At 55.3% G+C, this 24,594-nt stretch carries 37 protein-coding genes and 1 pseudogene; 33 read left to right on the forward strand and 5 right to left on the reverse strand.

The genetic code is table 11. The features are described from left to right. Positions 1-205: 205 nt before the first annotated feature. On the forward strand, positions 206-829 hold the full coding sequence (locus PG898_RS20075) for a tetratricopeptide repeat protein (protein WP_109113195.1): 624 nt from the start codon (positions 206-208) through the stop codon (positions 827-829). Between the two features lie 185 nt (positions 830-1,014). Here PG898_RS20075 and PG898_RS20080 read toward each other — a convergent pair. Continuing rightward, positions 1,015-1,347, reverse strand: a pseudogene (locus PG898_RS20080) (transposase); the annotation flags it as partial. 248 nt (positions 1,348-1,595) lie between these two features. Here PG898_RS20080 and PG898_RS20085 point away from each other — a divergent pair. Both PG898_RS20085 and PG898_RS20090 read left to right on the forward strand, forming a co-directional pair. Then, positions 1,596-1,835: a hypothetical protein gene (locus PG898_RS20085; protein ID WP_139705933.1), complete on the forward strand. Its 240-nt coding sequence runs from the start codon at positions 1,596-1,598 to the stop codon at positions 1,833-1,835. 174 nt (positions 1,836-2,009) lie between these two features. Further along, a complete protein-coding gene (locus PG898_RS20090; RefSeq protein WP_181497017.1) occupies positions 2,010-3,116 on the forward strand; it encodes a tetratricopeptide repeat protein in 1,107 nt (368 codons plus the stop codon). A 623-nt stretch (positions 3,117-3,739) separates the two neighbouring features. Here PG898_RS20090 and PG898_RS20095 read toward each other — a convergent pair. Both PG898_RS20095 and greB read right to left on the reverse strand, forming a co-directional pair. Continuing rightward, positions 3,740-6,052 (reverse strand): Tex family protein, encoded by a 2,313-nt coding sequence (locus tag PG898_RS20095; RefSeq protein ID WP_042648865.1) that lies wholly within the window; start codon positions 6,050-6,052, stop codon positions 3,740-3,742. A gap of 235 nt (positions 6,053-6,287) precedes the next feature. Next, positions 6,288-6,794, reverse strand: coding sequence for a transcription elongation factor GreB (gene greB / locus PG898_RS20100; RefSeq protein ID WP_042648864.1), 507 nt, complete (start codon positions 6,792-6,794; stop codon positions 6,288-6,290). A gap of 225 nt (positions 6,795-7,019) precedes the next feature. Between greB and ompR the strand changes: the two genes are divergently transcribed. Both ompR and envZ read left to right on the forward strand, forming a co-directional pair. Next, positions 7,020-7,739 (forward strand): osmolarity response regulator transcription factor OmpR, encoded by a 720-nt coding sequence (gene ompR, locus PG898_RS20105; protein WP_005328510.1) that lies wholly within the window; start codon positions 7,020-7,022, stop codon positions 7,737-7,739. Continuing rightward, positions 7,736-9,046 carry a two-component system sensor histidine kinase EnvZ gene (envZ, locus tag PG898_RS20110; protein ID WP_270824936.1) on the forward strand — a complete coding sequence of 437 codons (1,311 nt, stop codon included), beginning with the start codon at positions 7,736-7,738 and terminating at the stop codon, positions 9,044-9,046. The genes ompR and envZ overlap by 4 nt, the downstream gene beginning before the upstream one ends. Positions 9,047-9,083: 37 nt before the next feature. On the opposite strand, the gene PG898_RS20115 is transcribed toward envZ, so the two are convergent. Then, positions 9,084-9,998: a DMT family transporter gene (locus tag PG898_RS20115; protein WP_270824935.1), complete on the reverse strand. Its 915-nt coding sequence runs from the start codon at positions 9,996-9,998 to the stop codon at positions 9,084-9,086. Between the two features lie 356 nt (positions 9,999-10,354). Here PG898_RS20115 and rpsJ point away from each other — a divergent pair, with 356 nt between their 5' ends. The 28 genes from rpsJ (at position 10,355) to rplQ (ending at position 23,977) form a co-directional block, all read left to right on the forward strand. Beyond that, a complete protein-coding gene (gene rpsJ / locus PG898_RS20120) occupies positions 10,355-10,666 on the forward strand; it encodes a 30S ribosomal protein S10 (RefSeq protein ID WP_005307944.1) in 312 nt (103 codons plus the stop codon). 22 nt (positions 10,667-10,688) lie between these two features. After that, positions 10,689-11,321, forward strand: coding sequence for a 50S ribosomal protein L3 (gene rplC / locus PG898_RS20125; protein WP_025325385.1), 633 nt, complete (start codon positions 10,689-10,691; stop codon positions 11,319-11,321). Between the two features lie 17 nt (positions 11,322-11,338). Beyond that, positions 11,339-11,944, forward strand: coding sequence for a 50S ribosomal protein L4 (gene rplD / locus PG898_RS20130; protein ID WP_025325386.1), 606 nt, complete (start codon positions 11,339-11,341; stop codon positions 11,942-11,944). Then, positions 11,941-12,243 carry a 50S ribosomal protein L23 gene (gene rplW / locus PG898_RS20135; protein ID WP_005331199.1) on the forward strand — a complete coding sequence of 101 codons (303 nt, stop codon included), beginning with the start codon at positions 11,941-11,943 and terminating at the stop codon, positions 12,241-12,243. The genes rplD and rplW overlap by 4 nt, the downstream gene beginning before the upstream one ends. Before the next feature lie 15 nt (positions 12,244-12,258). Beyond that, entirely contained in the window at positions 12,259-13,080 is an 822-nt protein-coding gene (rplB, locus tag PG898_RS20140) for a 50S ribosomal protein L2 (protein ID WP_005331177.1), read from the forward strand. Between the two features lie 22 nt (positions 13,081-13,102). Then, a complete protein-coding gene (gene rpsS / locus PG898_RS20145; protein ID WP_005307960.1) occupies positions 13,103-13,381 on the forward strand; it encodes a 30S ribosomal protein S19 in 279 nt (92 codons plus the stop codon). Between the two features lie 10 nt (positions 13,382-13,391). Next, positions 13,392-13,736: a 50S ribosomal protein L22 gene (gene rplV, locus PG898_RS20150; protein WP_005319741.1), complete on the forward strand. Its 345-nt coding sequence runs from the start codon at positions 13,392-13,394 to the stop codon at positions 13,734-13,736. A 3-nt stretch (positions 13,737-13,739) separates the two neighbouring features. After that, a complete protein-coding gene (gene rpsC, locus PG898_RS20155) occupies positions 13,740-14,453 on the forward strand; it encodes a 30S ribosomal protein S3 (protein ID WP_005331168.1) in 714 nt (237 codons plus the stop codon). Between the two features lie 13 nt (positions 14,454-14,466). Continuing rightward, complete coding sequence (rplP, locus tag PG898_RS20160) at positions 14,467-14,880, forward strand: 50S ribosomal protein L16 (protein ID WP_005307963.1); 414 nt, start codon at positions 14,467-14,469, stop codon at positions 14,878-14,880. Then, positions 14,880-15,071, forward strand: coding sequence for a 50S ribosomal protein L29 (rpmC, locus tag PG898_RS20165; protein ID WP_005307965.1), 192 nt, complete (start codon positions 14,880-14,882; stop codon positions 15,069-15,071). Before rplP ends, rpmC begins: the two co-directional genes overlap by 1 nt. Continuing rightward, positions 15,071-15,319, forward strand: a complete 249-nt coding sequence (gene rpsQ / locus PG898_RS20170; protein WP_005307966.1) for a 30S ribosomal protein S17 — start codon at positions 15,071-15,073, stop codon at positions 15,317-15,319. Before rpmC ends, rpsQ begins: the two co-directional genes overlap by 1 nt. Before the next feature lie 148 nt (positions 15,320-15,467). After that, positions 15,468-15,836 (forward strand): 50S ribosomal protein L14, encoded by a 369-nt coding sequence (gene rplN, locus PG898_RS20175; protein WP_005307975.1) that lies wholly within the window; start codon positions 15,468-15,470, stop codon positions 15,834-15,836. Positions 15,837-15,847: 11 nt separating this feature from the next. Then, positions 15,848-16,165 (forward strand): 50S ribosomal protein L24, encoded by a 318-nt coding sequence (gene rplX, locus PG898_RS20180; RefSeq protein ID WP_025325387.1) that lies wholly within the window; start codon positions 15,848-15,850, stop codon positions 16,163-16,165. Between the two features lie 13 nt (positions 16,166-16,178). Next, positions 16,179-16,718: a 50S ribosomal protein L5 gene (rplE, locus tag PG898_RS20185; protein WP_005331162.1), complete on the forward strand. Its 540-nt coding sequence runs from the start codon at positions 16,179-16,181 to the stop codon at positions 16,716-16,718. Between the two features lie 10 nt (positions 16,719-16,728). Continuing rightward, positions 16,729-17,034 carry a 30S ribosomal protein S14 gene (gene rpsN / locus PG898_RS20190; protein WP_005331161.1) on the forward strand — a complete coding sequence of 102 codons (306 nt, stop codon included), beginning with the start codon at positions 16,729-16,731 and terminating at the stop codon, positions 17,032-17,034. Positions 17,035-17,053: 19 nt separating this feature from the next. Then, complete coding sequence (gene rpsH / locus PG898_RS20195) at positions 17,054-17,446, forward strand: 30S ribosomal protein S8 (RefSeq protein WP_042648861.1); 393 nt, start codon at positions 17,054-17,056, stop codon at positions 17,444-17,446. A 13-nt stretch (positions 17,447-17,459) separates the two neighbouring features. Further along, entirely contained in the window at positions 17,460-17,993 is a 534-nt protein-coding gene (rplF, locus tag PG898_RS20200) for a 50S ribosomal protein L6 (RefSeq protein WP_025325388.1), read from the forward strand. A 9-nt stretch (positions 17,994-18,002) separates the two neighbouring features. Continuing rightward, positions 18,003-18,356, forward strand: a complete 354-nt coding sequence (rplR, locus tag PG898_RS20205) for a 50S ribosomal protein L18 (RefSeq protein ID WP_033130012.1) — start codon at positions 18,003-18,005, stop codon at positions 18,354-18,356. 14 nt (positions 18,357-18,370) lie between these two features. Next, positions 18,371-18,871 (forward strand): 30S ribosomal protein S5, encoded by a 501-nt coding sequence (gene rpsE / locus PG898_RS20210; protein WP_005340605.1) that lies wholly within the window; start codon positions 18,371-18,373, stop codon positions 18,869-18,871. A gap of 6 nt (positions 18,872-18,877) precedes the next feature. Then, entirely contained in the window at positions 18,878-19,057 is a 180-nt protein-coding gene (rpmD, locus tag PG898_RS20215) for a 50S ribosomal protein L30 (RefSeq protein ID WP_005307985.1), read from the forward strand. A gap of 2 nt (positions 19,058-19,059) precedes the next feature. Beyond that, entirely contained in the window at positions 19,060-19,497 is a 438-nt protein-coding gene (gene rplO / locus PG898_RS20220; protein WP_025325390.1) for a 50S ribosomal protein L15, read from the forward strand. A gap of 8 nt (positions 19,498-19,505) precedes the next feature. Further along, positions 19,506-20,834: a preprotein translocase subunit SecY gene (secY, locus tag PG898_RS20225; protein WP_005307989.1), complete on the forward strand. Its 1,329-nt coding sequence runs from the start codon at positions 19,506-19,508 to the stop codon at positions 20,832-20,834. A gap of 27 nt (positions 20,835-20,861) precedes the next feature. Further along, complete coding sequence (gene rpmJ / locus PG898_RS20230; protein WP_005319705.1) at positions 20,862-20,975, forward strand: 50S ribosomal protein L36; 114 nt, start codon at positions 20,862-20,864, stop codon at positions 20,973-20,975. A gap of 139 nt (positions 20,976-21,114) precedes the next feature. Then, entirely contained in the window at positions 21,115-21,471 is a 357-nt protein-coding gene (gene rpsM / locus PG898_RS20235) for a 30S ribosomal protein S13 (protein ID WP_005307991.1), read from the forward strand. 14 nt (positions 21,472-21,485) lie between these two features. Beyond that, positions 21,486-21,875 (forward strand): 30S ribosomal protein S11, encoded by a 390-nt coding sequence (gene rpsK, locus PG898_RS20240; protein WP_005319702.1) that lies wholly within the window; start codon positions 21,486-21,488, stop codon positions 21,873-21,875. A 39-nt stretch (positions 21,876-21,914) separates the two neighbouring features. Beyond that, the gene (gene rpsD / locus PG898_RS20245) at positions 21,915-22,535 is read left to right on the forward strand and encodes a 30S ribosomal protein S4 (protein WP_010672568.1); all 621 of its coding nucleotides are present in this window, start codon (positions 21,915-21,917) and stop codon (positions 22,533-22,535) included. Positions 22,536-22,560: 25 nt separating this feature from the next. After that, complete coding sequence (locus PG898_RS20250) at positions 22,561-23,550, forward strand: DNA-directed RNA polymerase subunit alpha (RefSeq protein ID WP_005307997.1); 990 nt, start codon at positions 22,561-22,563, stop codon at positions 23,548-23,550. Between the two features lie 43 nt (positions 23,551-23,593). Then, positions 23,594-23,977 (forward strand): 50S ribosomal protein L17, encoded by a 384-nt coding sequence (rplQ, locus tag PG898_RS20255; protein ID WP_005307999.1) that lies wholly within the window; start codon positions 23,594-23,596, stop codon positions 23,975-23,977. Positions 23,978-24,398: 421 nt separating this feature from the next. On the opposite strand, the gene PG898_RS20260 is transcribed toward rplQ, so the two are convergent. Beyond that, positions 24,399-24,594: hypothetical protein (locus tag PG898_RS20260; RefSeq protein WP_270824934.1), on the reverse strand; the 196-nt coding region annotated here is incomplete at its 5' end.

Here is a 24,594-nt window from a genome sequence, read left to right on the forward strand (position 1 = left end):
ATCGGCTCAAACATGAAGAAATGAAATGACTGAGTCAGCCGAGAAGAATTTCCCCGCTTATTCGCACCTTCCCTAGTTGTGATGGATGTTGTCCCAATTGAACATAAAATGCGTTATGTGCACATCTTTTCAGGGTGGCATGGAGCAAAATGGCGGTATCTAGGATTTTCATGCAAGGAATCACGTTGTCGAGGAAGGTGATGACATGAGCAAGGAAGAAAATGACCGGGAATCAGTTGATTTTCACCAAGCGGCGGAGCAGGGGGATGCCAATTCTCAGTACAGGCTGGGGCAGGCATACATATTCGGACGAGGTGTCCCTATCGACTCTAAACTAGCAATGTCATGGTTTCAGAAGGCTGCTGAACAGGGGCATTGCAGGGCTATGTACAAAATGGGGCAGGTATATAAATACGGGCAACAGGATGACCAGCAGGCTGCAACCTCGTACCGCAAGGCTGCAGATCTAGGGCATGCTTGTTCACAATACATGCTGGCAGAGATGTATGCTAATGGTGAAGGCGTGCAGGAGGATTTCCAACAAGCATATCATTGGTATCGGCAGGCCGCCGAGCATGGATCTTCTGAGGCCCAGTACAAGATGGGCTTGGCGTATGAATCCGGTCATGGTGCGCCGCAGGATGATAGACAGGCTTACGCTTGGTTCTATGTCGCGGTGGCAAATGGCTTCTATTCGGTATCGAAAGACCGAGATGAGGTGGCTAAGCGATTACCTTCCGCCGACTTGGTCCAGGCGCAGGCGTTAGCCACTCGTTACCTCGATCAGTATCAAGTGCGAAAAAGACTGAGGGGAGTAGCTCACGCCTGATAGTGCAATAAGAGGAGCACGTTAAAGAGGCGCTTCTTTTTTGCTGCCTGACATTTTGATTCTTGGTGTTCTATGGGGAATTAATTCTGACTTTGCCACGAGATTATCAGAAGATTTCTGGATAGTTTAGGCGTTGTTGATCAAATCCGTCGCTGGATGGCCGTTCCCCAACCCGTTGATACCACTCAATTCACTGGCTGGCGAGCAGGCATACCAAGCCCTATCAGCTTGTTCATCACCTTCACGCCAGCCAGGATTTCGCCCACCTGGGCGTTGTAGTTCCGCAGGCTCAGCGTTGGCCCGATGAGTTGCTTGAACCGGTACATGGCGGTCTCGGCTATCGAGCGCTGGTGATAGCCGGAGTCTTTCTTCCATTGCTTCAGTTCACCGGCCTTGAGCGCCGTCACCGCCTCGTTGCGGGGATGGCCTTCCTCCCACGGTGCCGCATTTTTTCTCGGCGGTATGGTGGCTTTCGCCCCCTTCTTCTTCAGTAGCGCATGACAGGCCTTGGTGTGGTAATCGTTGTACTGCTGCCAGTTGCTGATCTTGTGCTTGGACTTGCCCATCTGATGCTCTCGGAGACTGCGCTACAGGATCAGATCACCGAGATGACAGATAGTTCCCCGATTTGAGCAACAAGGCCGATAGTTTATCGTATAGGTTTTGATCTAAACGCTTTGCTTTTTTTGGGGTGCTCACAGTGTTAGTATAAGATTAATTTAATGCCTTTATAACAATGCTGTTAGATACCTTTAAGGATTTTACCATGCCAAGCTCACCCCAACACATTGCCTCTGAAATAGATGAAATAATGAGAAGAAATGGTAATGAAGCTATAACGTTGAAGTGGGATCAGTTCTATACAATTTGCGATAGAGAAAAGCTTGCTGAGGTGATCTTGGAGAAGGTCTCAATGCAACTTAAAAAAAGAGACATTCATATCGTTTATGCAGGGAGCAACGTAATCGTTGTTAGGGATTTTTGCTGGAAGCCCGTCACGATTTGAATAATGTCGCTGTGCTGTACTTAGGGAAAGTGCGAACAAGTATCCCAAGAACAAAAAATGAAAATTTTAGTCATTTAATATCAATGGGTTACCAGTAAATGCTCTCGTGCCATATGACTTATTCGCACCTTCCTTAGTGAATTATGCAACGAACGCTGCTGTCGTGGAGGTCTCATGTCTTTTATAGATCCTATTATTGCCGCAGCTGAGCAAGGTGGTGCCGCCGCTCAATTCCGCCTGGCGAGGCAATACAGAACCGGCCTCGGCGTGCCGAAGGACTTCAAGAAGGAGGCTGCATGGTATCGCAAGGCGGCTGAGCAAGGGCATGCCGGTGCACAATGCTGCCTCGGGGATATGTATCTCCATGGACGGGGTGTGCAGCAAAGCGACCAGAAAGCTGCATCCTGGTATCGCAAGTCGGCCGAGCAGGGGGATGCCGCTGGACAATGCAGCCTAGGGGATATGTATCTCCATGGACGGGGTGTGCAGCAAAGTGACCAGAAAGCTGCATCCTGGTATCGCAAGTCGGCCGAGCAGGGGGATGCCGTTGGACAATGCAGCCTAGGGGATATGTATCTCCATGGCCGGGGTGTGCTGCAAAGCGACCAGAAAGCTGCATCCTGGTATAGCAAGGCGGCCAAGCAGGACGAGCCCGAGGCACAATTCAAGCTGGGCGAAATGTATCGCGATGGTCGCGGTGTGCTAAAAAACGCTTACTTGGCAGTATCCTTGTTTCGTAAGGCGGCTGAACGTGGGGATGCCGCTGCGCAATACGCTTTGGGAGAGATGTATCGCCTTGACAGCGGCGTGCGCCGATCTTTGCAACCAGACCCCTCCTGGGACAGCGAGCAGATATTGTTTTGGAACCGCCATGCATTGGTGGAGGAGAAACCAGATTACGCCTGGAATCACGAGCAGAAGTTGTTTTGGTACCGCCAGGCAGCTGAGCAGGGGCATGCTGATGCTCAATTTTCTCTAGGGGTGGATGAGGCCTTTGAAAGCGGTGGTTTGACCTATCAGCGGGGCGAGAATTGGTTTCGTCTAGCGGCCGAACAGGGGCATTCTGCAGCGCAACAGATTCTGGGAGAGATGTATTTCAAAGGCATGGGTGTACAACAGGATGATCAGCAGGCCTATGCCTGGTCCTTCGTCGCGGCTGCCAATGGACGCGAGCATACTCTGAGAACGTGCAACATTGTGGCCGAGCGCTTAACTCCCGCTGACCTTGCGCAAGCGCAGGCGCTTGCCGCTCACTACGTCGAGCAATATCAACCGAAATAAGGCTAGCGGGAGCGGCCACACATCTGTGTCTGTGTGTGACCGCACATAAGGGGGCTAATGGTAAATCCAGGCCCCTTTTTGCTACCTGTTATCCTGCAAGATGGCTTGTTTTGCAGTGCGTTATCTCCCCTCCTGCGCCGCACTATCCCTTCCCTCGAAATATCCCCCATGGAAACCACTATCTATCCCACCCTGGTGTAACAGTTGTGGCCAGTGCCGTCCGTGTGGTAGTCGCCGTCGGCCAACTTGGCAGCTGGTGGACCTTGACGGTGTTCTACCAGCAGCAGGTCTGGCTGAGCTGCTTCAAAGTGGATACGGCAGGCTTCATGCTAACCACGAGAACATGCAGTCAACATGCGAAGTAGTTCTAGCAAGAGACAGTGAAATTTGGTGGGGATTACCTAGTTTTGCTAGTCGTTGGCGTGTGATTTCGGTGGGTAAAAATGTGCAAAGTGTGCAAACCCGCCTCACTCACAGCAAACTGGAGATAACTCAAACCCTCTTGATTCAAGGCATTACGAGTCGTACTATCCTTGTGAAACCGCAGTTTCGGGATTCAAAATCCGTCGCCTGCCTGACGCCCAGTAAAAAGCCCCTCGCGGGGCTTTTGTCATTCAGGATCGTCACTTCTTCAGCTTTGAGAGGGCGGCGGCGAAGGCGTTGCCCATGGCGCCACCGGCAGGGGCGCCCTGTTTCGGCTCCTGCCTGGGTCTGGCGCTGCCTGCACCCGATGGTCGGGATTCCACAGGCTTGCGGGCGGGTTGTCCCGCTTTCTCGTCGAGGCGCATGGTCAGGCTGATGCGCTTGCGCGGTGCATCCACCTCCAGCACCTTGACCCGGACGATGTCGCCCGCCTTGACCACCTCGCGGGGATCCTTGACGAAACGGTCGGTCAGGGAGGAGATATGCACCAGCCCATCCTGATGGACGCCGATGTCGACGAAGGCGCCGAAGTTGGTGACGTTGGTGACCACCCCTTCCAGCACCATCTCGGGCACCAGGTCGCTTAACTTCTCCACCCCGTCCTTGAAGGTGGCGGTCTTGAACTCGGGGCGCGGGTCGCGGCCCGGCTTGTCCAGCTCGCCGATGATGTCGGTGACTGTGGGCACGCCGAACTGCTCGTCGGTGTAGTCGGCCGGTTTCAGGCTGCGCAGCAGGCTGCTGTTGCCGAGCAGGCTCTCCACTGTCTGTTCCAGCTGGGCGAGGATCCGCTCCACCACCGGATAGGACTCCGGGTGAACCGCCGAGCCGTCCAGCGGATTGCTGCCGCCGCGAATGCGCAGGAAGCCGGCGCACTGCTCGAACGCTTTGGGTCCGAGTCGGCTCACCTTCAGCAACTGCTGACGGCTCTTGAAGGCGCCGTGCTCATCCCGATAGGCGACTATATTCTGGGCCAGCGTCTGGGAGAGGCCGGAGACCCGGTTGAGCAGGGCGACCGAGGCGGTATTCACATCCACCCCTACCGCATTCACGCAATCCTCGACCACGGCATCCAGCCGGCGGGCCAGCTGGCTCTGGCCGACGTCGTGCTGATACTGGCCCACCCCGATACTCTTGGGGTCGATCTTGACCAGCTCGGCCAGGGGGTCCTGCAGGCGACGGGCGATGGAAACGGCACCACGGATGGAGACGTCGAGATCAGGGAACTCCTGGGAGGCGAGCTCGGAGGCGGAGTAGACGGAGGCGCCTGCTTCGCTCACCACTATCTTCTGGGCCCGGGCCAAGGGGTAGCGCTCGAACAGATCGCTCACTAGCCGGTCGGTCTCCCGGGAGGCGGTGCCGTTGCCTATGCTGATGAGCTCCACCTTGTGCTTCTGGCACAGCTCGCTCAGGGTCTTGAGGCTCTGATCAATCTGGCGTTTCGGTTCGAACGGATAGATGGTGGCGTGATCGACCAGCTTGCCGGTGGCATCCACCACGGCGACCTTGACCCCGGTGCGGATGCCCGGATCCAGCCCCATGGTGCAGCGCATGCCGGCCGGAGCCGCCATCAGCAGATCCTGAAGGTTCATGGCGAACACCTTGATCGCCTCGTCCTCTGCCGACTCGCGGATGCGGCCGATCAGTTCGGTCTCCATCTGGAGCGACAGCTTGATCTTCCAGGTCCAGCTCACCACCCCCTGCAGCCACTTGTCCGCCGGGCGGTTCTGCAGATTGAGCCTGAGGTGGTGGGCAATGATCCCTTCGCAGGGGCTGGCACTCTCATCGTCGCCGGTCACCAGCGCGAGGTTGAGGATCCCCTCGTTGCGCCCGCGCAGCATGGCCAGCACCCGGTGGGAGGGGGCCTTGTGCAGGGGCTCGTCATGCTCGAAGTAATCCTTGAACTTGGCCCCTTCCTGCTCCTTGCCCGCAACAACCCGGGCGCGCAGGGTGGCGTTCTGCCACAGGTAGTCCCGCAGCTTTTCCAGCAGGTCGGCCTGCTCGGCGAAGCGCTCCATCAGGATGTAGCGGGCACCGTCGAGGGCCGCCTTGCTGTCGGTGATCCCCTGCTCGGCATTGAGGAAGCGGGCTGCCGCTTGCTCCGGATCCTGCATGGGGTCGGTCAGCAGCAGGTTGGCCAGCGGCTCCAGCCCGGCTTCGATGGCCATCTGCCCCTTGGTACGACGCTTGGGCTTGTAGGGGAGGTAGAGGTCTTCGAGCCGGGTCTTGCTGTCGGCACCGTGCAGCTCGCGCGCCAGCTCGGGAGTCAGCTTGCCCTGCTCCTCGATGGAGCGAATGATCACCTGACGGCGATCTTCCAGTTCACGCAGATAGCCGAGGCGGCTCTCCAGGGTACGCAACTGACTGTCGTCCAGACCGCCGGTCACCTCCTTGCGATAACGGGCGATGAAGGGAACGGTCGAGCCTTCATCCAGCAGGCGCACGGCGGCCTGAACCTGTTCCGGGCGGGCATTCAGCTCACCGGCAATCTGTCTCTCAATTACATGGCTGTGCATCTGTGGTCTCTGTGGTCGGGTCCTGGTCAACGGGCAGGCGCGAGGCGATGTCGCCGGTCAGGGGGTCTGTCCCGGCGGTACTCAAGGTACCAGCCGGGCCACTGTCGCGCGGGCCGGTTGGCGCCACAAGGCGCCGGGTGTGAGCACTATATGGGGTCGGGCTGCGGGATGCCACTCCGGCAAAAATGACACGAATCGCATCCGGTGGCCGAGCATGCTGTCCATCTTGGCCTCGTCAGCCGATTTGGCAGCCTGGGCCAGCACTGGCTTGCTTGGGATAGCTGATCTCATTGATGTACCAGCAGACGTCACCCACTGGCGTTCGCACCATGGCCTCGTCGCCCACCTCTTTCTTGAGCAGGGCGCGGGCCATGGGGGAGTCGATGGAGATGTAATCCTTGCGGCCGAAGATCTCGTCATAGCCGACGATGCGAAAACGCTTGGTTTCACCCTCGTCGTTCTCCACCTCGACCCAGGCACCGAAGAACACCTTGCCCTCCTGGGAGGGGGAGTAATCGACTATGGTCAGCTCCTCCAGGCACTTGCGCAGGTAGCGGACCCGGCGGTCTATCTCCCGCAGCCGCTTCTTGTTGTACTGGTAGTCGGCGTTCTCGCTGCGATCCCCGAGGCTCGCCGCCCAGGCCACCTTCTTGGTGGTCTCGGGTCTCTCCTCGCGCCACAGGGTGTCGTGTTCCTGCCGGAGCTGGTTGTAGCCTTCACGGGTGATGAGTTTGGTTTTCATGGGCTTATCAGTCCCTGCTGCCTGGATGGCGGGTTGCGTCGTCTTGCTCGGGATCTTAGCCATTGTCGTCTGACTGTCGAGCAGAAACACATGGTGAGAGGCTCGTTGGGAGCCTTTTTGTCCCTGGGAACCCCCAGCCAAGGGTAATAACCGGTAACATATTTATGCTTTGTGGTTGCCAGAGCGGGCCCTAGTATTGGGAGGAGACAGAGAAGAGAGGTGGCAATGAGTCAGCAATACAAGGTCCTGGTGGTCGATGACGACCTGAAACTACGCTCCCTGCTGGAGCGTTACCTCACCGAACAGGGATTTGTGGTGCGGGGCGTTGCCAATGGTGAGCAGGCTGATCGCCTGCTGACCCGCGAGAATTTCAGCCTGATGGTGCTCGACCTGATGTTGCCGGGGGAAGACGGCCTATCCATCTGCCGCCGTCTGCGCGAGGCGGGCAATCAGATCCCGGTGCTGATGCTCACCGCCAAGGGGGACGAAGTGGATCGCATCGTCGGGCTGGAGATGGGGGCCGATGATTACCTGCCCAAGCCCTTCAATCCCCGTGAGTTGCTGGCCCGGATCCGCGCCGTGTTGCGCCGCCATACCGTCGAGCTGCCCGGTGCGCCGTCCGCCGCCGAGAAGATGGTGAGCTTTGGCGCCTATCAGCTCAACCTGGCGACCCGGGAGTTGAGCCGGGACGGCGAGCCGGTGGCCCTGACCAGCGGCGAGTTCGCCGTGCTCAAGGTGCTGGTGAGCCACCCTCGCGAGCCGCTCTCCCGAGACAAGCTGATGAACCTGGCCCGTGGCCGGGAATACACCGCCACCGAGCGCAGTATCGATGTGCAGGTCTCCCGTCTGCGCCGCCTGCTGGAGCAGGATCCGGCCCAGCCCCGTTACCTGCAGACGGTGTGGGGCCTTGGCTATGTCTTCGTGCCGGACGGTGACGGGGAATGAAAAAAGTGGGTAGCATGTTCTCCCGCATGCTCTGGTTCCTGGCCGCCGTGCTGGTGGTCTATCAGGTTGTCTCCTACGCCACCTTCTACAACTATCTGCTGGCGCCCACCGTCAAGCAGATCAGTCATCTGCTGGCCAATCAGGTCAAACTCATCTTTCCGGTTGAAAGCAACCAGCTGGCGCTGAGCGAAGATGCCGAGGCACTGGTCTATGTGGCGACCGGCAGTGACATCTATACCCAGACAGAGGCGGAGCAGCACGGACTCAAGGAGTCCAAACCCTACCCCTATCTGGAGGAGAGCATCAGCCGCGAGCTGGGGGGGAAGACCAAGGTGAGGGTAGAGATTCAGGATCACTACATCATCTGGATCCAGCCACCCCAGGCCAGCCAGATGTGGGTGCGCATCCCCCTGACCGAGATCGAGGATGACGACATCGAGCCCCTCATCATCTACATGAGCGTGCTGCTGGTGGTGACCCTGTTTGCGGCATGGCGCTTTGCCCGCCAGCTGGTGCGACCGCTGGAAGATCTGGAGGCAGGGGCCGTGGCCGTGGCGCGGGGCCAGTTCCCCGATGCTTTGGGAGAACACGGCTCGCGGGAGGTACGCCGCCTGACCCGCACCTTCAACCACATGTCGCACTCCATCAAGGGCCTTATCGAAGAGCGCAACCTGATGATGGCCGGGGTCTCCCATGATCTGCGCACGCCCCTGACCCGCATCCGGCTGGCGACCGAGATGATGTCCTCCGAGGATGAGTATCTCAAGGAGAGCATCAATGCGGACATCGACGAGTCGAACGGCATCATAGATCAGTTCATCGACTACATACGCCCGAACGAGGGACTGGATGCCCATCCCATCGACCTGACCCAGCTCATCCACGATGCGCTGTTGATGCAGACCGATCAGGGGCTGGAGGTGGAGCTGCTACTGCCGGAGCAGGCGGTGCGGGTGGCCTGCCATCCCATCAGCATCCGTCGCATCCTCAACAACCTGTCGGGCAATGCGTTGCGTTACGGCGCGACCAAGCTGCAGGCCGAACTGAAGGACGATGGTCACTGGGTTCGGCTTCGGCTCTCTGACAATGGCCCCGGGATCGCGGAGCAGGACTACTCCCGGGTGCTCAAGCCCTTTACCCAGGGTAATGTGGCGCGCACCGGCGGCGGCAGTGGCCTGGGGCTGGCCATAGTCGCCAAGATAGTGTCCCAGCACCACGGCACCATCAGGCTGGGCCGCTCCGAGCTGGGAGGCTTGCTGGTGGAGATCCGGCTACCCAAGCACCAGCCGCTGGAGTGGATGGATTGAACAAAGGGCGCATCAGTGGATGCGCCCTTCTGCATTGTCAGGCTTGTGGCTCGGCCGTCTTGCGGTAGCGCTTGCCGTATTTAAGTTGCTGGATCAGCAGGGCGGTGACGATCAGCGCCAACCCTATGGGGGTGGCGGGGTGGATGCTCTCACCGATCAACAGATTGAGCAGCACCAGCGAAGCAAACGGCGAGATGAAGATGAGGTTGCTGATGGGAGCCGTGTTGGTGGCGTGGCGCAGGGCCATCAGCCAGAGCACGAAGCCGAAGCCCATCTCGAACAGCCCCACATAGATGGCACCGAGCCAGCCCTGCCAGGCGGTCATGGCAAAGTCGGCGAGCAGCCAGGTCGCCACCACGATGAATGGCAGGCTGATGAGGAAGCCGAGCAGCAGGCTGACGATGGGGTCCCCCTGATTGCGGGTATTGAGGATCCAGTAGCCTGCCCAGATGAGGGTCGAGACCAGGGCCAGCGTCACACCGAGCGGGCTGTCAAACTGCAGGCCAAACACATCTCCCCTGGTGGCGATCACCAGGGCGCCGAAGTAGCCAAGCACGATGGCCACCCCGTCACGGCGACGCAGTTTCTGGCCGAGGAAGGGGACGGCCAGCAAGCTCAAGGTGATGGCCCAGGTGTAGTTGAGGGTCTGGGCCTGTTGCGCCGGCAGCAGATCATAGGCCTTGAACAGCAGCAGGTAATAGAGGAAGGGGTTCAGCACCCCCAGGGCCAGATAGTAGAAGGGGCGGGCCCTGAGATAGCTCAACAACAGGGGCAGCTTGCCTTGGATCGCAACGATGGACCCCAGAGTCAGGGTCGAGGTGATGGCGGCGACCAGCAGCAACTGCACCGGCTCGAAGTAGGCGAGGGATATCTTGAAGGCGGTGGCGACCGTCGACCAGAGGGCGACGGCGCAGAGTCCGTATTGATAGGCTTTCTTCTGATTCTTGAGCATCGGGGTCGTTCCGCTGACTGAGGCAAGGGGGCAGTCTATCAGCCTGTTTGCAACATTGTCGTTACCGCTTTGTGGCGGGCAAGGGAGCGATCGCCAGCGAGATCCATCCGCCACACAAAATTGCGCACAATCTGTCCGCCTTCTCTTGCGCGAATTGAAAAAATCCGTATAATCCCCTCCGCTTGCCCATGAGGCATGCCAGACGATATGTCTGCTTGCTGAGCTTCCCGTTTACGTGTCGCCAGCCATACAGTCCTCCCGATATGGGGGGAAACGTGAAAAATCGCACCTCTGGCGGGAGTAATCTCGGTCGGGCGGTGTTGATTTATGTTCTTTTATCTATTGGAGCTCTGTCAATGCAGAACCAAAGAATCCGTATCCGCCTGAAGGCTTTTGATCATCGCCTGATCGATCAATCCACTGCGGAAATCGTTGAAACTGCAAAGCGCACCGGCGCGCAGGTTCGCGGTCCTATTCCGCTGCCGACTCGCAAAGAGCGCTTCACCGTCCTGATCTCCCCGCACGTCAACAAAGATGCGCGTGATCAGTACGAGATCCGCACTCACAAGCGTCTGGTAGACATCGTTGAGCCGACTGACAAGACCGTAGACGCCCTGATGCGTCTGGATCTGGCAGCTGGTGTAGACGTCCAGATCAGCCTGGGTTAATTACGGAAAGAGGTTGATAACAATGACAATCGGTCTTGTAGGTCGCAAAGTGGGTATGACTCGCATCTTCACTGAAGATGGCGTTTCTATCCCGGTGACTGTTATCGAAGTTGAAGCTAACCGTGTAACTCAGGTCAAATCTGTAGAAACCGACGGCTACAACGCTATTCAGGTTACCACTGGCGCCAAAAAAGCCAGCCGTGTGACCAAGCCGGAAGCTGGCCACTTCGCCAAAGCTGGTGTAGAAGCCGGTCGCGGTCTGTGGGAGTTCCGCCTGAACAACGGTGAAACTTTCACTGTTGGTAGCGAGCTGAAAGTAGATCTTCTCGCTGACGTTAAGATGGTAGACGTTACCGGCACATCCAAGGGTAAAGGTTTTGCGGGCACTGTAAAGCGCCACAACTTCCGCACCCAGGATATGACCCACGGTAACTCCCTGTCCCACCGTGTACCTGGCTCCATCGGTCAAAACCAGACCCCGGGCCGTGTATTCAAGGGCAAAAAGATGGCTGGTCACATGGGTGCTGAGCGTGTAACGACTCAGAACCTGGAACTGGTTCGTGTTGACGCTGAACGCAACCTGCTGCTCATCAAAGGCGCAGTACCGGGTGCAACCAACGGCAACGTGATCGTCAAACCTGCCGTCAAAGCGTAACGTCTGAGGAGATAGTAATGGAATTGGTAATGAAAGACGCCAAGAGCGCTCTTGAAGTTTCCGAGACTACCTTCGGGCGCGAATTCAACGAAGCTCTGGTTCACCAGGTCGTCGTTGCATATGCCGCTGGTGCCCGTCAGGGTACTCGTGCGCAGCTGACTCGCTCTGAAGTGTCTGGTGGCGGCAAAAAGCCGTGGCGTCAGAAGGGTACTGGTCGTGCCCGTGCTGGCTCCATCCGTTCGCCCATCTGGCGTTCCGGTGGTGTGACCTTTGCTGCTAAGCCGCAAGATCACAGCCAGAAAGTAAACAAGAAGATGTACCGCGGCGCTATCCGTAGCATCCTGTCCGAGCTGGTACGTCAAGAGCGCCTGATCGTTGTCGAGAAATTCGGCATCGAAGCGCCGAAGACCAAAGAACTGATCGCCAAGCTGAAAGAAATGGAACTGACTGACGTTCTGATCGTGACTGCTGAAGTCGATGAGAACCTGTTCCTGGCTGCTCGCAACCTGTACAAGGTCGACGTGCGTGATGTTGCCGGTATCGACCCGGTCAGCCTGATCGCTTTCGACAAGATTCTGATGACTGCTGACGCAGTTAAGCAAATCGAGGAGATGCTGGCATGATCCGCGAAGAACGTCTGTTGAAAGTTCTGAAGGCTCCGCACATCTCTGAAAAGAGCACCATGGTCGCAGAAAAGCAGAACACTATCGTGTTCAAAGTTGCTGTTGATGCCACCAAGGCGGAAGTCAAAGCTGCAGTTGCGAAACTGTTCGAGGTCGAAGTTGAGACCGTCCGTACCCTGAACATGAAGGGTAAGACCAAGCGCTCAGGTGCGCGTGTAGGCCGTCGTTCCGATTGGAAAAAGGCTTATGTGACCCTGAAAGCTGGTCAGGACATCGACTTCATGGGCGCAGCCGAGTAAGAGGAGTTCTCAAAAATGGCAATCGTTAAGTGCAAGCCTACTTCTCCGGGCCGCCGCCACGTCGTCAAGATCGTCAACCAAGAGCTGTACAAGGGCAAGCCCTTCGCCGCTCTGCTGGACAGCAAAAGCAAGTCCGGTGGTCGTAACAACAACGGCCGTATCACTACCCGTCATATCGGTGGTGGTCACAAGCAACACTACCGTATCGTCGACTTCAAACGCGACAAAGACGGCATTCCGGCCAAAGTAGAGCGTCTGGAATACGATCCTAACCGTACCGCAAACATCGCCCTGGTGCTGTATGCAGACGGTGAGCGTCGTTACATCCTGGCTCCGAAAGGCCTGAAAGCAGGTGATGCTATCGCTTCTGGTGCTGATGCTGCGATCAAGGTAGGTAACTCCCTGCCGATGCGTAACATCCCGGTTGGTTCTACCGTTCACGCCGTAGAAATGAAGCCTGGTAAAGGTGCTCAGCTGGCTCGTTCCGCTGGTACTTTCATCCAGATTCTGGCTCGTGAAGGTAACTATGTAACTCTGCGTCTGCGTTCCGGCGAAGTACGTAAAGTTCTGGCCGAGTGCCGCGCCACCATTGGTGAAGTGGGTAACTCCGAGCACATGCTGCGTCAACTGGGTAAAGCCGGTGCAAACCGCTGGCGTGGTATTCGTCCGACCGTTCGCGGTATGGCGATGAACCCGGTTGATCACCCGCACGGTGGTGGTGAGGGTCGTAACAAGGGCATGCAGCCTGTGTCCCCATGGGGCCAGAAGGCTAAGGGCTTCAAGACCCGTAAGAACAAGCGTACCGACAAGTACATCGTACGTCGTCGTAACAAGTAATTGTTAACATAGAGGAATCACCATGCCACGTTCTCTCAAGAAGGGTCCATTTATTGACCTGCACTTGCTGAAGAAGGTAGAGAAAGCGGTGGAAAGCGGGGATAAAAAGCCGGTTAAGACCTGGTCCCGTCGTTCAATGATCATCCCGAACATGATCGGTTTGACCATCGCTGTCCATAATGGTCGTCAGCACGTTCCGGTTTTCGTTACCGAAGAAATGATCGGTCACAAACTGGGTGAATTCGCACCGACTCGTACTTATCGCGGCCATGCTGCTGATAAGAAGGCTAAGAAGCGCTAAGGGATAAATGATGGAAGCTATCGCTAAACACCGTTATGCCCGTACTTCTGCCCAGAAAGCTCGTCTGGTAGCCGATCAAGTACGTGGTCTGTCCGTAGACAAGGCTCTGAACATCCTGACCTTCAGCCCGAAAAAGGCTGCAGTTCTGGTGAAGAAAGTGCTGGAATCTGCCATTGCAAACGCTGAGCACAACGAAGGCGCCGACATCGACGCCCTGCGTGTTGCCACCATCATGGTAGACGAAGGTCCCTCCATGAAGCGCATCCGCCCGCGTGCCAAAGGTCGCGCGGATCGTATCCTCAAGCGTACCGCTCACATCACTGTAGTGGTATCCGACGCTAAGGCTGGGAGATAAGCAATGGGTCAGAAAGTACATCCTAATGGCATTCGCCTGGGTATTACCAAGCCTTGGAATTCTACCTGGTTCGCGAACACCAAAGACTTCGCTGACAACCTGTACAGCGATTTTCAAGTACGCCAGTTCCTGACCAAGGAGCTGAAAAACGCTTCCTTGTCCAAGATCACCATCGAGCGTCCGGCCAAGAGCATCCGTGTGACCATTCACACCGCTCGTCCGGGTGTCGTGATCGGCAAGAAAGGCGAAGACGTTGAGAAACTGCGCAAAGCCGTAGCCGCTATTGCTGGCGTGCCTGCTCAGATCAACATTTCCGAAGTCCGCAAGCCGGAGCTGGATGGCAAACTCGTTGCCGACAGCATCACTTCTCAGCTGGAACGTCGCGTAATGTTCCGTCGCGCTATGAAGCGCGCCGTACAGAACGCCATGCGCCTGGGTGCCAAGGGCATCAAAGTAGAAGTTTCCGGTCGTCTGGGCGGCGCTGAAATCGCGCGTACCGAATGGTACCGTGAAGGTCGTGTGCCTTTGCACACCCTGCGTGCCGACATCGACTACGCAACTTCTGAAGCCCACACCACTTACGGTGTGATCGGCGTCAAAGTTTGGATCTTCAAGGGCGAAGTTCTGGGCGGTCTGGCTGCTGTTAACGCTGCCGCTGCTCAAGAGCAAGCTCCTGCAAAGCCCAAGCGTGACAACAAGCGCCGCGCTGCTAAGTAAGGAGATTCGGTAAATGTTGCAACCTAAGCGTACTAAATTCCGCAAGACCCATAAGGGTCGTAACCGCGGTCTGGCCAACTCTGGTAACGAAGTATCCTTCGGTACCTTTGGCCTGAAGGCGACATCTCGTGGTCAACTGACTGCTCGTCAAATCGAAGCAGCCCGTCGTGCCATGACCCGTCACGTAAAGCGTCAAGGTAAGATCTGGATCCGTGTGTTCCCGGACAAGCCCATCACCGAAAAGCCCCTCGAAGTTCGTATGGGTAAAGGTAAGGGTAACGTGGAATATTGGGTCTGCCCGATCCAGCCTGGCAAGGTTCTGTACGAGATGGATGGTGTACCTGAGGCTCTGGCGCGTGAAGCGTTTGCCCTGGCCGCAGCTAAGCTGTCTGTTCAGACCACTTTCGTAATTAAGACGGTGATGTGATGAAAGCCCAAGATCTGCGTCAAAAGAGCGTCGAAGAACTGAACCAGGAGCTGCTGGGTCTGCTGCGTGAGCAATTCAACATGCGCATGCAAGCTTCCACCGGCCAACTGGCTCAGACTCACACTCTGAAACAAGTGCGTCGTGACGTCGCACGTATCAAGACTGTACTGACTGAGAAGGCAGGTGCGTAATGACTGACAAGATCCGTACTCTGCAAGGTCGTGTAATTAGCGACAAGATGGACAAGTCCATCACCGTCGCTATCGAGCGCAAGGTAAAGCACCCGATCTACGGTAAGATCATCAAGCGCACTACCAAGCTGCACGTACATGACGAGAACAACGAGTGTAAAGCTGGCGATCTCGTGGAAATCCGCGAATGCCGCCCGCTGTCCAAGACCAAGTCCTGGACCCTGGTTGCTGTCGTAGAAAAGGCCTAATTCGGTACTTTTTAGCCCAAACGGCCCCCCATCGGGGCCGTTTGTTTTTTAGGCTACCTTTTCAAAAATACCTGTGTTATAGTTTCGCGCCTTTTGAAGGCAGCCAGATCCCATCAGGGATAAGAAGTAAACAAAGCGGAGCACTAAGATGATCCAGATGCAAAGTATGCTGGGTGTTGCCGACAACTCCGGCGCTCGCAGTGTAATGTGTATTAAGGTTCTGGGTGGTTCGCACCGCCGTTATGCCGGCATCGGCGACATCATCAAGGTTTCCATCAAGGAAGCTATTCCTCGCGGTAAAGTGAAGAAAGGTGATGTGTATAACGCGGTGGTCGTACGCACCCGTAAAGGCGTTCGTCGTCCGGACGGCTCAGTCATCCGTTTCGACAACAATGCGGCTGTGTTGCTTAACAACAACCAACAGCCAATCGGTACTCGTATTTTTGGCCCGGTGACCCGTGAACTCCGTAATGAGAAGTTCATGAAGATTGTGTCCCTGGCACCCGAAGTACTGTAAGGAGTCGAACGATGGCAGCTAAAATCCGTCGCGAAGACGAAGTAATTGTTCTTACCGGCAAAGACAAGGGCAAGCGTGGCAAAGTCACTCAAGTCCTGATTGCAAAAGGTAAGGTAATCGTGGAAGGCATCAACCAGGTGAAGAAACACCAGAAGCCGGTACCCGCATTGGGTCAGGCTGGCGGTATCGTCACCAAAGAAGCCCCCATCGATGTATCTAACATCGCGCTGTTCAACTCTGCCACTGGCAAGGCTGACCGCGTTGGTTTCCGGATTGAAGACGGCAAGAAAGTCCGTTTCTTCAAATCCACCGGCGAACTTGTGAAGTAATTGGAGTTTAACGATGGCGAAACTGCATGATTACTACAAATCCGATGTAGTAAATGAACTGTCCAAGCAGTTCGGTTACAAGACTATCATGCAAGTCCCTCGGATCGAGAAAATCACCCTGAACATGGGTGTTGGTGAAGCGATCTCTGACAAGAAGTTGCTGGAAAATGCTGCTGCCGATATGGCTGCCATTTCCGGTCAGAAACCGCTGATCACCAAAGCACGCAAATCTGTTGCGGGCTTCAAGATTCGTGAAGGCTACCCGATAGGTTGTAAAGTAACCCTGCGTGGCGAGCGTATGTGGGAGTTCCTGGAACGGCTGATTTGCATCTCCGTACCGCGTATCCGTGACTTCCGTGGTCTGAACGCCAAGGCGTTCGATGGCCGTGGTAACTACTCCATGGGCGTGCGTGAGCAAATCATCTTCCCGGAAATCGACTATGACAAGGTCGATCGCGTCCGTGGTCTGGATATCACCATCACCACTTCCGCGAATACCGACGAAGAAGGCCGTGCTCTGCTGGCTGCCTTTAACTTCCCATTCCGCAAGTAAGGTTAGGGTTATGGCTAAAACATCCATGAAAGCACGTGAAGCAAAGCGTGCGAAGCTGGCAGCCAAGTTCGCGACCAAGCGTACCGAGCTGAAAGCTATCATCGTTGATATGAACGCTTCTGAAGAAGCGCGTTGGGATGCTGTCTTGCAACTGCAACAGCTGCCCCGTGATTCCAGTCCGTCCCGCCAGCGTAACCGTTGCAACATCACTGGTCGTCCGCACGGTTTCCTGCGGAAGTTTGGCCTCTCTCGCATCAAGGTGCGTGAGCATGCCATGAAGGGCGAAATTCCGGGCCTCAAAAAGGCCTCTTGGTAAGAATCTCGGGAGTTAGACTATGAGCATGCAAGATCCGATCGCGGATATGCTGACCCGCATCCGTAACGGTCAGGCGGCGAGCAAAGTTGCGGTTTCCATGCCTTCTTCCAAGCTGAAAGTGGCTATTGCCAAAGTGCTGAAGGAAGAAGGTTACATCGCTGGCTACTCCGTAGTAGGTGATGTGAAGCCGGAACTGGAAATTGAACTGAAATATTTCCAGGGCAAGCCGGTTGTAGAACTGATCCAACGCGTGAGCCGTCCCGGCCTGCGTATTTACAAGCGCACTACTGATCTGCCGAAAGTCATGGGCGGTCTCGGTGTTGCTATCGTGTCCACGTCTAAAGGTGTGATGACCGACCGTGCTGCCCGCAAGGCAAGCATGGGTGGTGAGATCATCTGCTACGTCGCTTAATAGGAGGTCGGAAATGTCTCGCGTTGCTAAGGCACCCGTCACTATTCCTGCTGGCGTAGAGGTGACTCTGAACGGTCAGGAACTGTCCATCAAAGGTGGTAAAGGTTCTCTGGTTCGTTCCATCCACGCCGGTGTAGAAGTGACCAAAGAAGACAATGTACTGAAGTTCGCCCCGCGCGACGGCATCGCTGGTGCTGACGCTCAGGCAGGTACTGCACGTGCATTGGCTAACAACATGGTAATCGGTGTTACCCAAGGCTTCGAGCGCAAGCTGCAGCTGGTTGGTGTAGGCTACAAAGCCTCCATCAAGGGCAATGCTGTCGCGCTGGCTCTGGGCTTCTCTCACCCGGTTGAGCATGCGCTGCCGGCTGGTGTCACCGCTGAATGTCCGTCCGCCACAGAGATCATTCTGCGTGGTGTGGACAAGCAGCTGGTTGGCCAAGTCGCCGCCGATATCCGTGCTTACCGCGCTCCGGAGCCCTACAAGGGCAAGGGTGTACGCTATGCCAACGAGCAAGTGCGTACTAAAGAAGCTAAGAAGAAGTAAGGTAACACTATGGACAAGAAAGCAGCTCGTCTCCGTCGTGCTACTCGTGCTCGGAAAAAGATGCAGGAACTGGGAGCTACCCGTCTGGTTGTTCACCGTACCCCGCGTCATATCTATGCGCAGGTTATCGCAGCCAACGGTTCCGAAGTTCTGGCCTCTGCTTCTACAGTAGAGAAAGCCATCAGTGAAGCGCTCAAATCTACCGGTAATGCTGATGCAGCTACCGCAGTAGGTAAAGCAATCGCTGAGCGTGCTATTGCCAAAGGCGTTCAGAACGTATCTTTCGATCGTTCCGGTTTCAAGTATCACGGTCGTGTAGCCGCTCTGGCTACCGCTGCTCGTGACGCTGGTCTTCAGTTCTAAGCTAGGAGTCGAAGATGGCTAAAGTCGAATCTCAAGCCGGCGAACTGCAAGAAAAGCTGATTGCAGTAAACCGTGTTTCGAAAACTGTTAAAGGTGGTCGTATCATGTCCTTCACCGCGTTGACCGTGGTGGGTGATGGTAACGGCCGTGTAGGTTACGGTTACGGTAAGGCCCGTGAAGTTCCGGCCGCTATTCAAAAAGCGATGGAACAGGCTAAGCGTAACCTGAACAAGGTTGAACTGAACAATGGCACTCTGCACCACCCGGTGCGCGGTGTTCACTCCGGTTCCACCGTGTTCATGAAGCCGGCCTCACAAGGTACTGGTATCATTGCAGGCGGCGCCATGCGTGCCGTTCTGGAAGTTGCTGGTATCCACAACGTGCTGGCCAAGACCTACGGTTCCACCAACCCAATCAACGTTGTTCGCGCAACTGTCGACGCTCTGGTTCACGGTCAATCACCGGAACAGATCGCTGCCAAGCGTGGTCTGCGCGTTGAAGAAATTCTGGGGTAATGCGACATGGCTAACACTGTAAAAGTAACTCAAACTCGCAGCTCTATCGGCCGTCTGCCAAAGCACAAGGCGACTCTGCGTGGTCTGGGTCTGCGTCGCATTGGTCACACCGTTGAGCTGGAAGATACTCCCTGCGTACGCGGCATGATCAACCAGGTTTATTACATGGTTAAGGTGGAGGGCTAAGCATGCGTCTGAATACTCTGTCTCCGGCCGCTGGTTCCAAGCGTGTTAAGCACCGTCCGGGCCGTGGTATCGGTTCTGGTCTGGGCAAGACCGGTGGTCGTGGTGTGAAAGGTCAAACTTCTCGTTCCGGTGGCGGTAAAGTCCGCAACGGTTTCGAGGGTGGCCAGATGCCTTTGAAAATCCGTCTGCCGAAGTTCGGTTTCTTCTCTCGCAAATCTTTGGTTTCTGCCGAAGTGCGCCTGAATGAAATCGCCCTGGTAGAAGGTGATGTGGTCGATCTGAGCACTCTGAAGCAAGCCGGTGTTGTTACCAAGAACATCGTTTTCGCTAAAGTTGTTCTGTCTGGCAACATTGACCGTGCTGTGACCGTTCGTGGTCTGTCCGTCACCAAAGGTGCACGTGCAGCCATCGAGGCCGCTGGCGGTAAAATCGAGGAATAATCAGTACAATGGCTAAGAAACCAGGATTGGATGTTAAAGCACAAGGTGGTCTGAGTGAATTGAAGAGCCGTCTGCTCTTCGTTCTCGGGGCAATTATCGTGTTCCGCGCAGGCTCTTATGTGCCGATTCCTGGTATTGACGCCGCCGTACTGGCCGAGTTGTTCCAACAACAGAAGGGCACCATCATTGAGATGTTCAACATGTTCAGTGGTGGTGCACTCTCGCGTGCTTCTATTCTTGCGCTGGGGATCATGCCGTACATTTCGGCGTCGATCATTATCCAGCTGCTGACTGTGGTTCATCCTGCTCTTGCTGAACTCAAGAAAGAGGGTGAATCCGGCCGTCGCAAGATTAGCCAATATACCCGTTGGGGCACGCTGGTTTTGGGAACGTTCCAGGCCATTGGTATTGCAACCGGTCTGCCGAATATGATGCAAGGACTCGTGACTCATCCGGGTTTGGGCTTCTATTTCACAGCCGTTGTGAGTCTGGTCACCGGTACCATGTTCTTGATGTGGTTGGGTGAACAGATTACCGAGCGTGGGATTGGTAATGGTATCTCGCTGATTATTTTCACGGGTATCGTTGCTGGTCTGCCTCATGCCATTGGCGCTACGGCCGAACAGGCACGTCAAGGGGAATTGCACATCCTGCTGTTGTTGTTGCTGGGCTTGATTGTTTTCGCAGTGACTTACTTTGTGGTGTTCGTGGAGCGTGGTCAACGTCGTATCGTCGTTAACTATGCCAAGCGTCAACAAGGCCGCCAGGTATTCGCCGCGCAAAGCACACACCTGCCGTTGAAAGTGAATATGGCCGGTGTGATTCCTGCGATTTTCGCATCCAGCATCATCCTCTTCCCAGGGACCATTACCTCTTGGTTTGGTCAGGGCGAGGGCAAGGTGGCAGATATCCTGCAACAGGTCTCTATGGTCCTGCAGCCGGGTCAACCCTTGTATGAGATGCTCTATGCAGCAGCCATTATCTTCTTCTGCTTCTTCTATACCGCGCTGGTGTTCAACCCCCGCGAGACAGCAGATAATCTGAAGAAGAGTGGAGCCTTTATCCCGGGGATCCGCCCGGGCGAGCAGACAGCACGTTACATCGATAAGGTTATGACTCGCCTGACATTGGCAGGTGCGCTTTATATAACCTTTATCTGTCTGGTACCCCAGTTCTTGATGACTGCCTGGAACGTACAGTTCTACTTCGGTGGCACTTCGCTGCTGATTATCGTGGTAGTTATCATGGACTTCATGGCTCAGGTTCAGACCCATATGATGTCTCATCAATATGGCGACGTCCTGAGGAAGGCCAACCTGAAGGGCTACGGCCGCTAAAGGTCGGCGTAGTTACGGAGTTAAGCAATGAAAGTTCGTGCTTCCGTTAAGGCAATCTGCCGTAACTGCAAAATCATCAAGCGTCACGGTGTGGTGCGTGTGATTTGCAGCGAGCCAAAGCATAAACAGCGCCAAGGCTAATTTTTTACGGTTAGTACTTGCAACAAATAGTTGTGCTGGCTAATATAGCCAGCCAACTTTTGTTGTGTATTGGTTGACCGCCACGTATCCGCTCACGGGCTTTGTGGTGGTCGTTATCTACTATATGTAGGAGTGAATAGTGGCCCGTATCGCTGGCATTAACATTCCTGACCATAAGCATGCAGTCATTGCGTTGACTGCGATTTATGGCGTCGGTCGTACCCGCTCCAAGGCCATCTGTGCCGCAGCCGGTATCGCTGAGAATGTGAAAATTAAAGACCTGGACGAAGCTCAGATCGAGAGTCTGCGTGAACAAGTAGGTAAATTCACCGTTGAAGGTGACCTGCGTCGTCAGATTTCCATGAACATCAAGCGATTGATGGATCTGGGTTGCTACCGTGGTTTGCGTCACCGTCGTAGCCTGCCTGTTCGTGGTCAACGTACCAAGACCAACGCTCGTACCCGTAAGGGTCCGCGCAAGGCTATCAAGAAGTAACGGGAAGGTAGAAAATGGCTAAAACTCCGACTCGTGCTCGCAAGCGCGTTAAAAAGCAAGTGAGCGACGGTATTGCGCACGTTCATGCATCTTTCAACAACACAATCGTGACCATTACTGACCGTCAGGGCAATGCTCTGTCTTGGGCTACCTCTGGTGGTTCCGGTTTCCGTGGTTCCCGTAAGTCCACTCCGTTTGCTGCCCAGGTAGCTGCTGAGCGCGCTGGTGAGATCGCCAAAGAATACGGCGTGAAGAACCTGGAAGTCATGGTCAAAGGTCCGGGTCCCGGTCGTGAGTCTTCCATCCGCGCTCTGAACGCGGCTGGTTTCCGCATCACTAATATTACTGATGTGACTCCGATCCCGCACAACGGTTGTCGTCCTCCCAAGAAGCGCCGCGTATAACGCTGTAGCTACTTGGTCTAGGATTGTTGGAGAAAGAAGATGGCAAGATATATCGGTCCTAAGCTTAAGCTTAGCCGTCGTGAGGGCACCGACCTCTTCCTGAAGTCTGGTGTTCGTGCGATTGATTCTAAGTGCAAGATTGACACCGTTCCTGGTCAACATGGTGCGCGTAAAGCGCGTCTGTCTGACTACGGTGTGCAACTGCGCGAGAAACAAAAAGTACGTCGTATCTACGGCGTATTGGAAAAACAGTTCCGCAACTACTACCGCGACGCTGCCCGTCAAAAGGGTAACACCGGTGAAAACCTGTTGCAGCTGCTGGAAGGTCGTCTGGACAACGTCGTCTACCGCATGGGCTTCGGCGCCACTCGTGCTGAGTCTCGTCAGCTGGTGAGCCACAAAGCCATCATGGTAAACGGCCGCGTTGTGAATGTTCCTTCTTTCCAGGTATCCCCTGAGGACGTGATCTGCGTTCGCGAGAAGGCTAAGAAGCAAGCGCGTATCAAAGCTTCCCTGGAAGTTGCTGGTCAGCGCGAGAAGCCGACTTGGGTAGAGGTTGACGCTGCTAAGATGGAAGGTGCCTTCAAGCGCCTGCCAGAGCGTTCCGACCTGTCTGCCGACATTAACGAACAGCTGATCGTCGAGCTTTACTCCAAGTAAAGCTAGCTTCTAAAGAGAGGACACAATGCTGGGTTCTGTAACAGATTTTCTTAAACCGCGGCTAGTTGACATCGAGCAAGTTAGCCCGACTCACGCGAAAGTGACTCTCGAGCCGCTTGAGCGTGGCTTTGGTCACACGCTGGGTAATGCCCTGCGTCGTATTTTGCTGTCATCTATGCCCGGTTGTGCAGTTACTGAAGTCGAGATCGACGGAGTACTGCACGAGTACAGCAGCAAAGAAGGTGTACAGGAAGACATTCTTGAAATCCTGCTCAACCTGAAAGGTATCGCTGTGAAGCTGGAAGGCAAGGACGAGGTAACTCTGTCCCTGACCAAGTCTGGAACAGGCCCCGTTACCGCTGGTGATATCACTCACGGTGATGAAGTCGAGATCGTAAACCCGGAGCACGTAATCTGCCACCTGACAGGCGCCAATGCTGAGATCAGCATGCGTCTGAAAGTTCAGCGCGGTCGTGGTTATGTGCCTGCTTCTGCTCGTGTTCACAACGATGATGAAGAGCGTCCTATTGGTCGCCTGCTGCTGGACTCCGCGTTCAGCCCCATCGTTCGCATCGCCTACAATGTTGAGGCGGCACGTGTGGAACAGCGCACCGACTTGGACAAGCTGGTTATCGACATGGAGACCAATGGTACTCTGGATCCGGAAGAAGCCATTCGCCGTTCTGCCACTATTTTGGCCGAACAGCTGGAAGCCTTCGTGGATCTGCGCGATGTCAGCGTGCCCGAGAAGAAAGAAGAGAAACCCGAGTTTGATCCGATTCTGCTACGTCCTGTCGATGATTTGGAGCTGACAGTTCGTTCAGCGAACTGTCTGAAGGCAGAAGCTATCCACTATATTGGTGATCTGGTACAGCGTACCGAAGTTGAGTTGCTTAAAACTCCTAACCTCGGTAAGAAGTCCCTGACTGAGATCAAGGACGTGTTGGCCTCCCGTGGTCTGTCTCTTGGCATGCGCCTCGAGAACTGGCCGCCCGCCAGCATCGCTGACGAGTAATCCAGATTACGGGTTTCACAGATTTAGTTAGAAGGATAAGGTCATGCGCCATCGTTTGAGTGGTCGTCAACTGAACCGGAACAGCAGCCATCGTCAGGCTATGTTCCGCAACATGGCCAGCTCCCTGGTTCGTCATGAGATCATCAAGACGACTCTGCCTAAGGCAAAAGAGCTGCGTCGTGTAGTTGAACCGCTGATCACCCTTGCCAAGACTGATAGCGTTGCTAATCGTCGCCTGGCATTTGCCCGTACTCGCGATAACGCGATCGTGGCTAAGCTGTTCAATGAACTGGGCCCGCGCTACCTGGAGCGCGCCGGCGGTTATACTCGCATTCTGAAATGCGGTTTCCGTGCAGGCGACAACGCCCCTATGGCTTACATTGAGCTGGTAGACCGCCCGGCCGCTGCTGAAGCAGCTGCTGAGTGATAAAGAAAAAGCCGGGCTTGTCCCGGCTTTTCTTTTAATGGATTCTGATACTGCCTCAACTGCCTCAACTGCCTCAACTGCCTCAACTGCCTCAACTGCCTCAACTGCCTCAACTGCCTCAACTGCCTCAACTGCCTCAACTGCCTCAACTGCCTCAACTGCCTCAACTGCCTCAACTGCCTCAACTGCCTCAACTGCCTCAACTGCCTCAACTGTACTGTGGCTATTAACCTAGCCCTTCGTCTACTTTTTCCTTATATAGGTATTCCTCTTCTTCGAGGCGAGCCTTCATTTACTTGGTGCAGGGGTGTAAGTACCAACAAGATGCAGAGACCTATACAAGGAACGCTGCCAACTTGCTCCTAACTTAGGTTCATTTTGTGGATAAGTTTGTATAAAAGCTGTGCCTTGTTGTGAATAACTAAAAAATTGCCATTTTTTGCAATTTTATTGCTTTGAGGGGCTTGCCAGAAAGCTTCAGCTCCCTATAATGCGCCTCCATCGACAGGGCAAGCGGCAACGCAAACAACCTCGTCGGTAACCTCGAAAAGCCTTTGAAAATAAGGCTTGACTCGAGAAAGCGGTTGAGTAGAATTCCACTCCCGCAGCAACACACT

Origin of the sequence: Aeromonas sp. QDB31, from assembly GCF_027707605.1 — a bacterium.
GTDB lineage: Bacteria > Pseudomonadota > Gammaproteobacteria > Enterobacterales > Aeromonadaceae > Aeromonas > Aeromonas media.

Excerpts from the sequence above, each read along its gene's own strand:
- PG898_RS20075 (WP_109113195.1), top strand. The coding sequence starts at position 206 with ATGAGCAAGGAAGAAAATGACCGGGAATCAGTTGATTTTCACCAAGCG.
- PG898_RS20085 (WP_139705933.1), top strand. The coding sequence starts at position 1,596 with ATGCCAAGCTCACCCCAACACATTGCCTCTGAAATAGATGAAATAATG.
- PG898_RS20090 (WP_181497017.1), top strand. The coding sequence starts at position 2,010 with ATGTCTTTTATAGATCCTATTATTGCCGCAGCTGAGCAAGGTGGTGCC.
- PG898_RS20095 (WP_042648865.1), bottom strand. The coding sequence starts at position 6,052 with ATGCACAGCCATGTAATTGAGAGACAGATTGCCGGTGAGCTGAATGCC.
- greB (WP_042648864.1), bottom strand. The coding sequence starts at position 6,794 with ATGAAAACCAAACTCATCACCCGTGAAGGCTACAACCAGCTCCGGCAG.
- ompR (WP_005328510.1), top strand. The coding sequence starts at position 7,020 with ATGAGTCAGCAATACAAGGTCCTGGTGGTCGATGACGACCTGAAACTA.
- envZ (WP_270824936.1), top strand. The coding sequence starts at position 7,736 with ATGAAAAAAGTGGGTAGCATGTTCTCCCGCATGCTCTGGTTCCTGGCC.
- PG898_RS20115 (WP_270824935.1), bottom strand. The coding sequence starts at position 9,998 with ATGCTCAAGAATCAGAAGAAAGCCTATCAATACGGACTCTGCGCCGTC.
- rpsJ (WP_005307944.1), top strand. The coding sequence starts at position 10,355 with ATGCAGAACCAAAGAATCCGTATCCGCCTGAAGGCTTTTGATCATCGC.
- rplC (WP_025325385.1), top strand. The coding sequence starts at position 10,689 with ATGACAATCGGTCTTGTAGGTCGCAAAGTGGGTATGACTCGCATCTTC.
- rplD (WP_025325386.1), top strand. The coding sequence starts at position 11,339 with ATGGAATTGGTAATGAAAGACGCCAAGAGCGCTCTTGAAGTTTCCGAG.
- rplW (WP_005331199.1), top strand. The coding sequence starts at position 11,941 with ATGATCCGCGAAGAACGTCTGTTGAAAGTTCTGAAGGCTCCGCACATC.
- rplB (WP_005331177.1), top strand. The coding sequence starts at position 12,259 with ATGGCAATCGTTAAGTGCAAGCCTACTTCTCCGGGCCGCCGCCACGTC.
- rpsS (WP_005307960.1), top strand. The coding sequence starts at position 13,103 with ATGCCACGTTCTCTCAAGAAGGGTCCATTTATTGACCTGCACTTGCTG.
- rplV (WP_005319741.1), top strand. The coding sequence starts at position 13,392 with ATGGAAGCTATCGCTAAACACCGTTATGCCCGTACTTCTGCCCAGAAA.
- rpsC (WP_005331168.1), top strand. The coding sequence starts at position 13,740 with ATGGGTCAGAAAGTACATCCTAATGGCATTCGCCTGGGTATTACCAAG.
- rplP (WP_005307963.1), top strand. The coding sequence starts at position 14,467 with ATGTTGCAACCTAAGCGTACTAAATTCCGCAAGACCCATAAGGGTCGT.
- rpmC (WP_005307965.1), top strand. The coding sequence starts at position 14,880 with ATGAAAGCCCAAGATCTGCGTCAAAAGAGCGTCGAAGAACTGAACCAG.
- rpsQ (WP_005307966.1), top strand. The coding sequence starts at position 15,071 with ATGACTGACAAGATCCGTACTCTGCAAGGTCGTGTAATTAGCGACAAG.
- rplN (WP_005307975.1), top strand. The coding sequence starts at position 15,468 with ATGATCCAGATGCAAAGTATGCTGGGTGTTGCCGACAACTCCGGCGCT.
- rplX (WP_025325387.1), top strand. The coding sequence starts at position 15,848 with ATGGCAGCTAAAATCCGTCGCGAAGACGAAGTAATTGTTCTTACCGGC.
- rplE (WP_005331162.1), top strand. The coding sequence starts at position 16,179 with ATGGCGAAACTGCATGATTACTACAAATCCGATGTAGTAAATGAACTG.
- rpsN (WP_005331161.1), top strand. The coding sequence starts at position 16,729 with ATGGCTAAAACATCCATGAAAGCACGTGAAGCAAAGCGTGCGAAGCTG.
- rpsH (WP_042648861.1), top strand. The coding sequence starts at position 17,054 with ATGAGCATGCAAGATCCGATCGCGGATATGCTGACCCGCATCCGTAAC.
- rplF (WP_025325388.1), top strand. The coding sequence starts at position 17,460 with ATGTCTCGCGTTGCTAAGGCACCCGTCACTATTCCTGCTGGCGTAGAG.
- rplR (WP_033130012.1), top strand. The coding sequence starts at position 18,003 with ATGGACAAGAAAGCAGCTCGTCTCCGTCGTGCTACTCGTGCTCGGAAA.
- rpsE (WP_005340605.1), top strand. The coding sequence starts at position 18,371 with ATGGCTAAAGTCGAATCTCAAGCCGGCGAACTGCAAGAAAAGCTGATT.
- rpmD (WP_005307985.1), top strand. The coding sequence starts at position 18,878 with ATGGCTAACACTGTAAAAGTAACTCAAACTCGCAGCTCTATCGGCCGT.
- rplO (WP_025325390.1), top strand. The coding sequence starts at position 19,060 with ATGCGTCTGAATACTCTGTCTCCGGCCGCTGGTTCCAAGCGTGTTAAG.
- secY (WP_005307989.1), top strand. The coding sequence starts at position 19,506 with ATGGCTAAGAAACCAGGATTGGATGTTAAAGCACAAGGTGGTCTGAGT.
- rpmJ (WP_005319705.1), top strand. The coding sequence starts at position 20,862 with ATGAAAGTTCGTGCTTCCGTTAAGGCAATCTGCCGTAACTGCAAAATC.
- rpsK (WP_005319702.1), top strand. The coding sequence starts at position 21,486 with ATGGCTAAAACTCCGACTCGTGCTCGCAAGCGCGTTAAAAAGCAAGTG.
- rpsD (WP_010672568.1), top strand. The coding sequence starts at position 21,915 with ATGGCAAGATATATCGGTCCTAAGCTTAAGCTTAGCCGTCGTGAGGGC.
- PG898_RS20250 (WP_005307997.1), top strand. The coding sequence starts at position 22,561 with ATGCTGGGTTCTGTAACAGATTTTCTTAAACCGCGGCTAGTTGACATC.
- rplQ (WP_005307999.1), top strand. The coding sequence starts at position 23,594 with ATGCGCCATCGTTTGAGTGGTCGTCAACTGAACCGGAACAGCAGCCAT.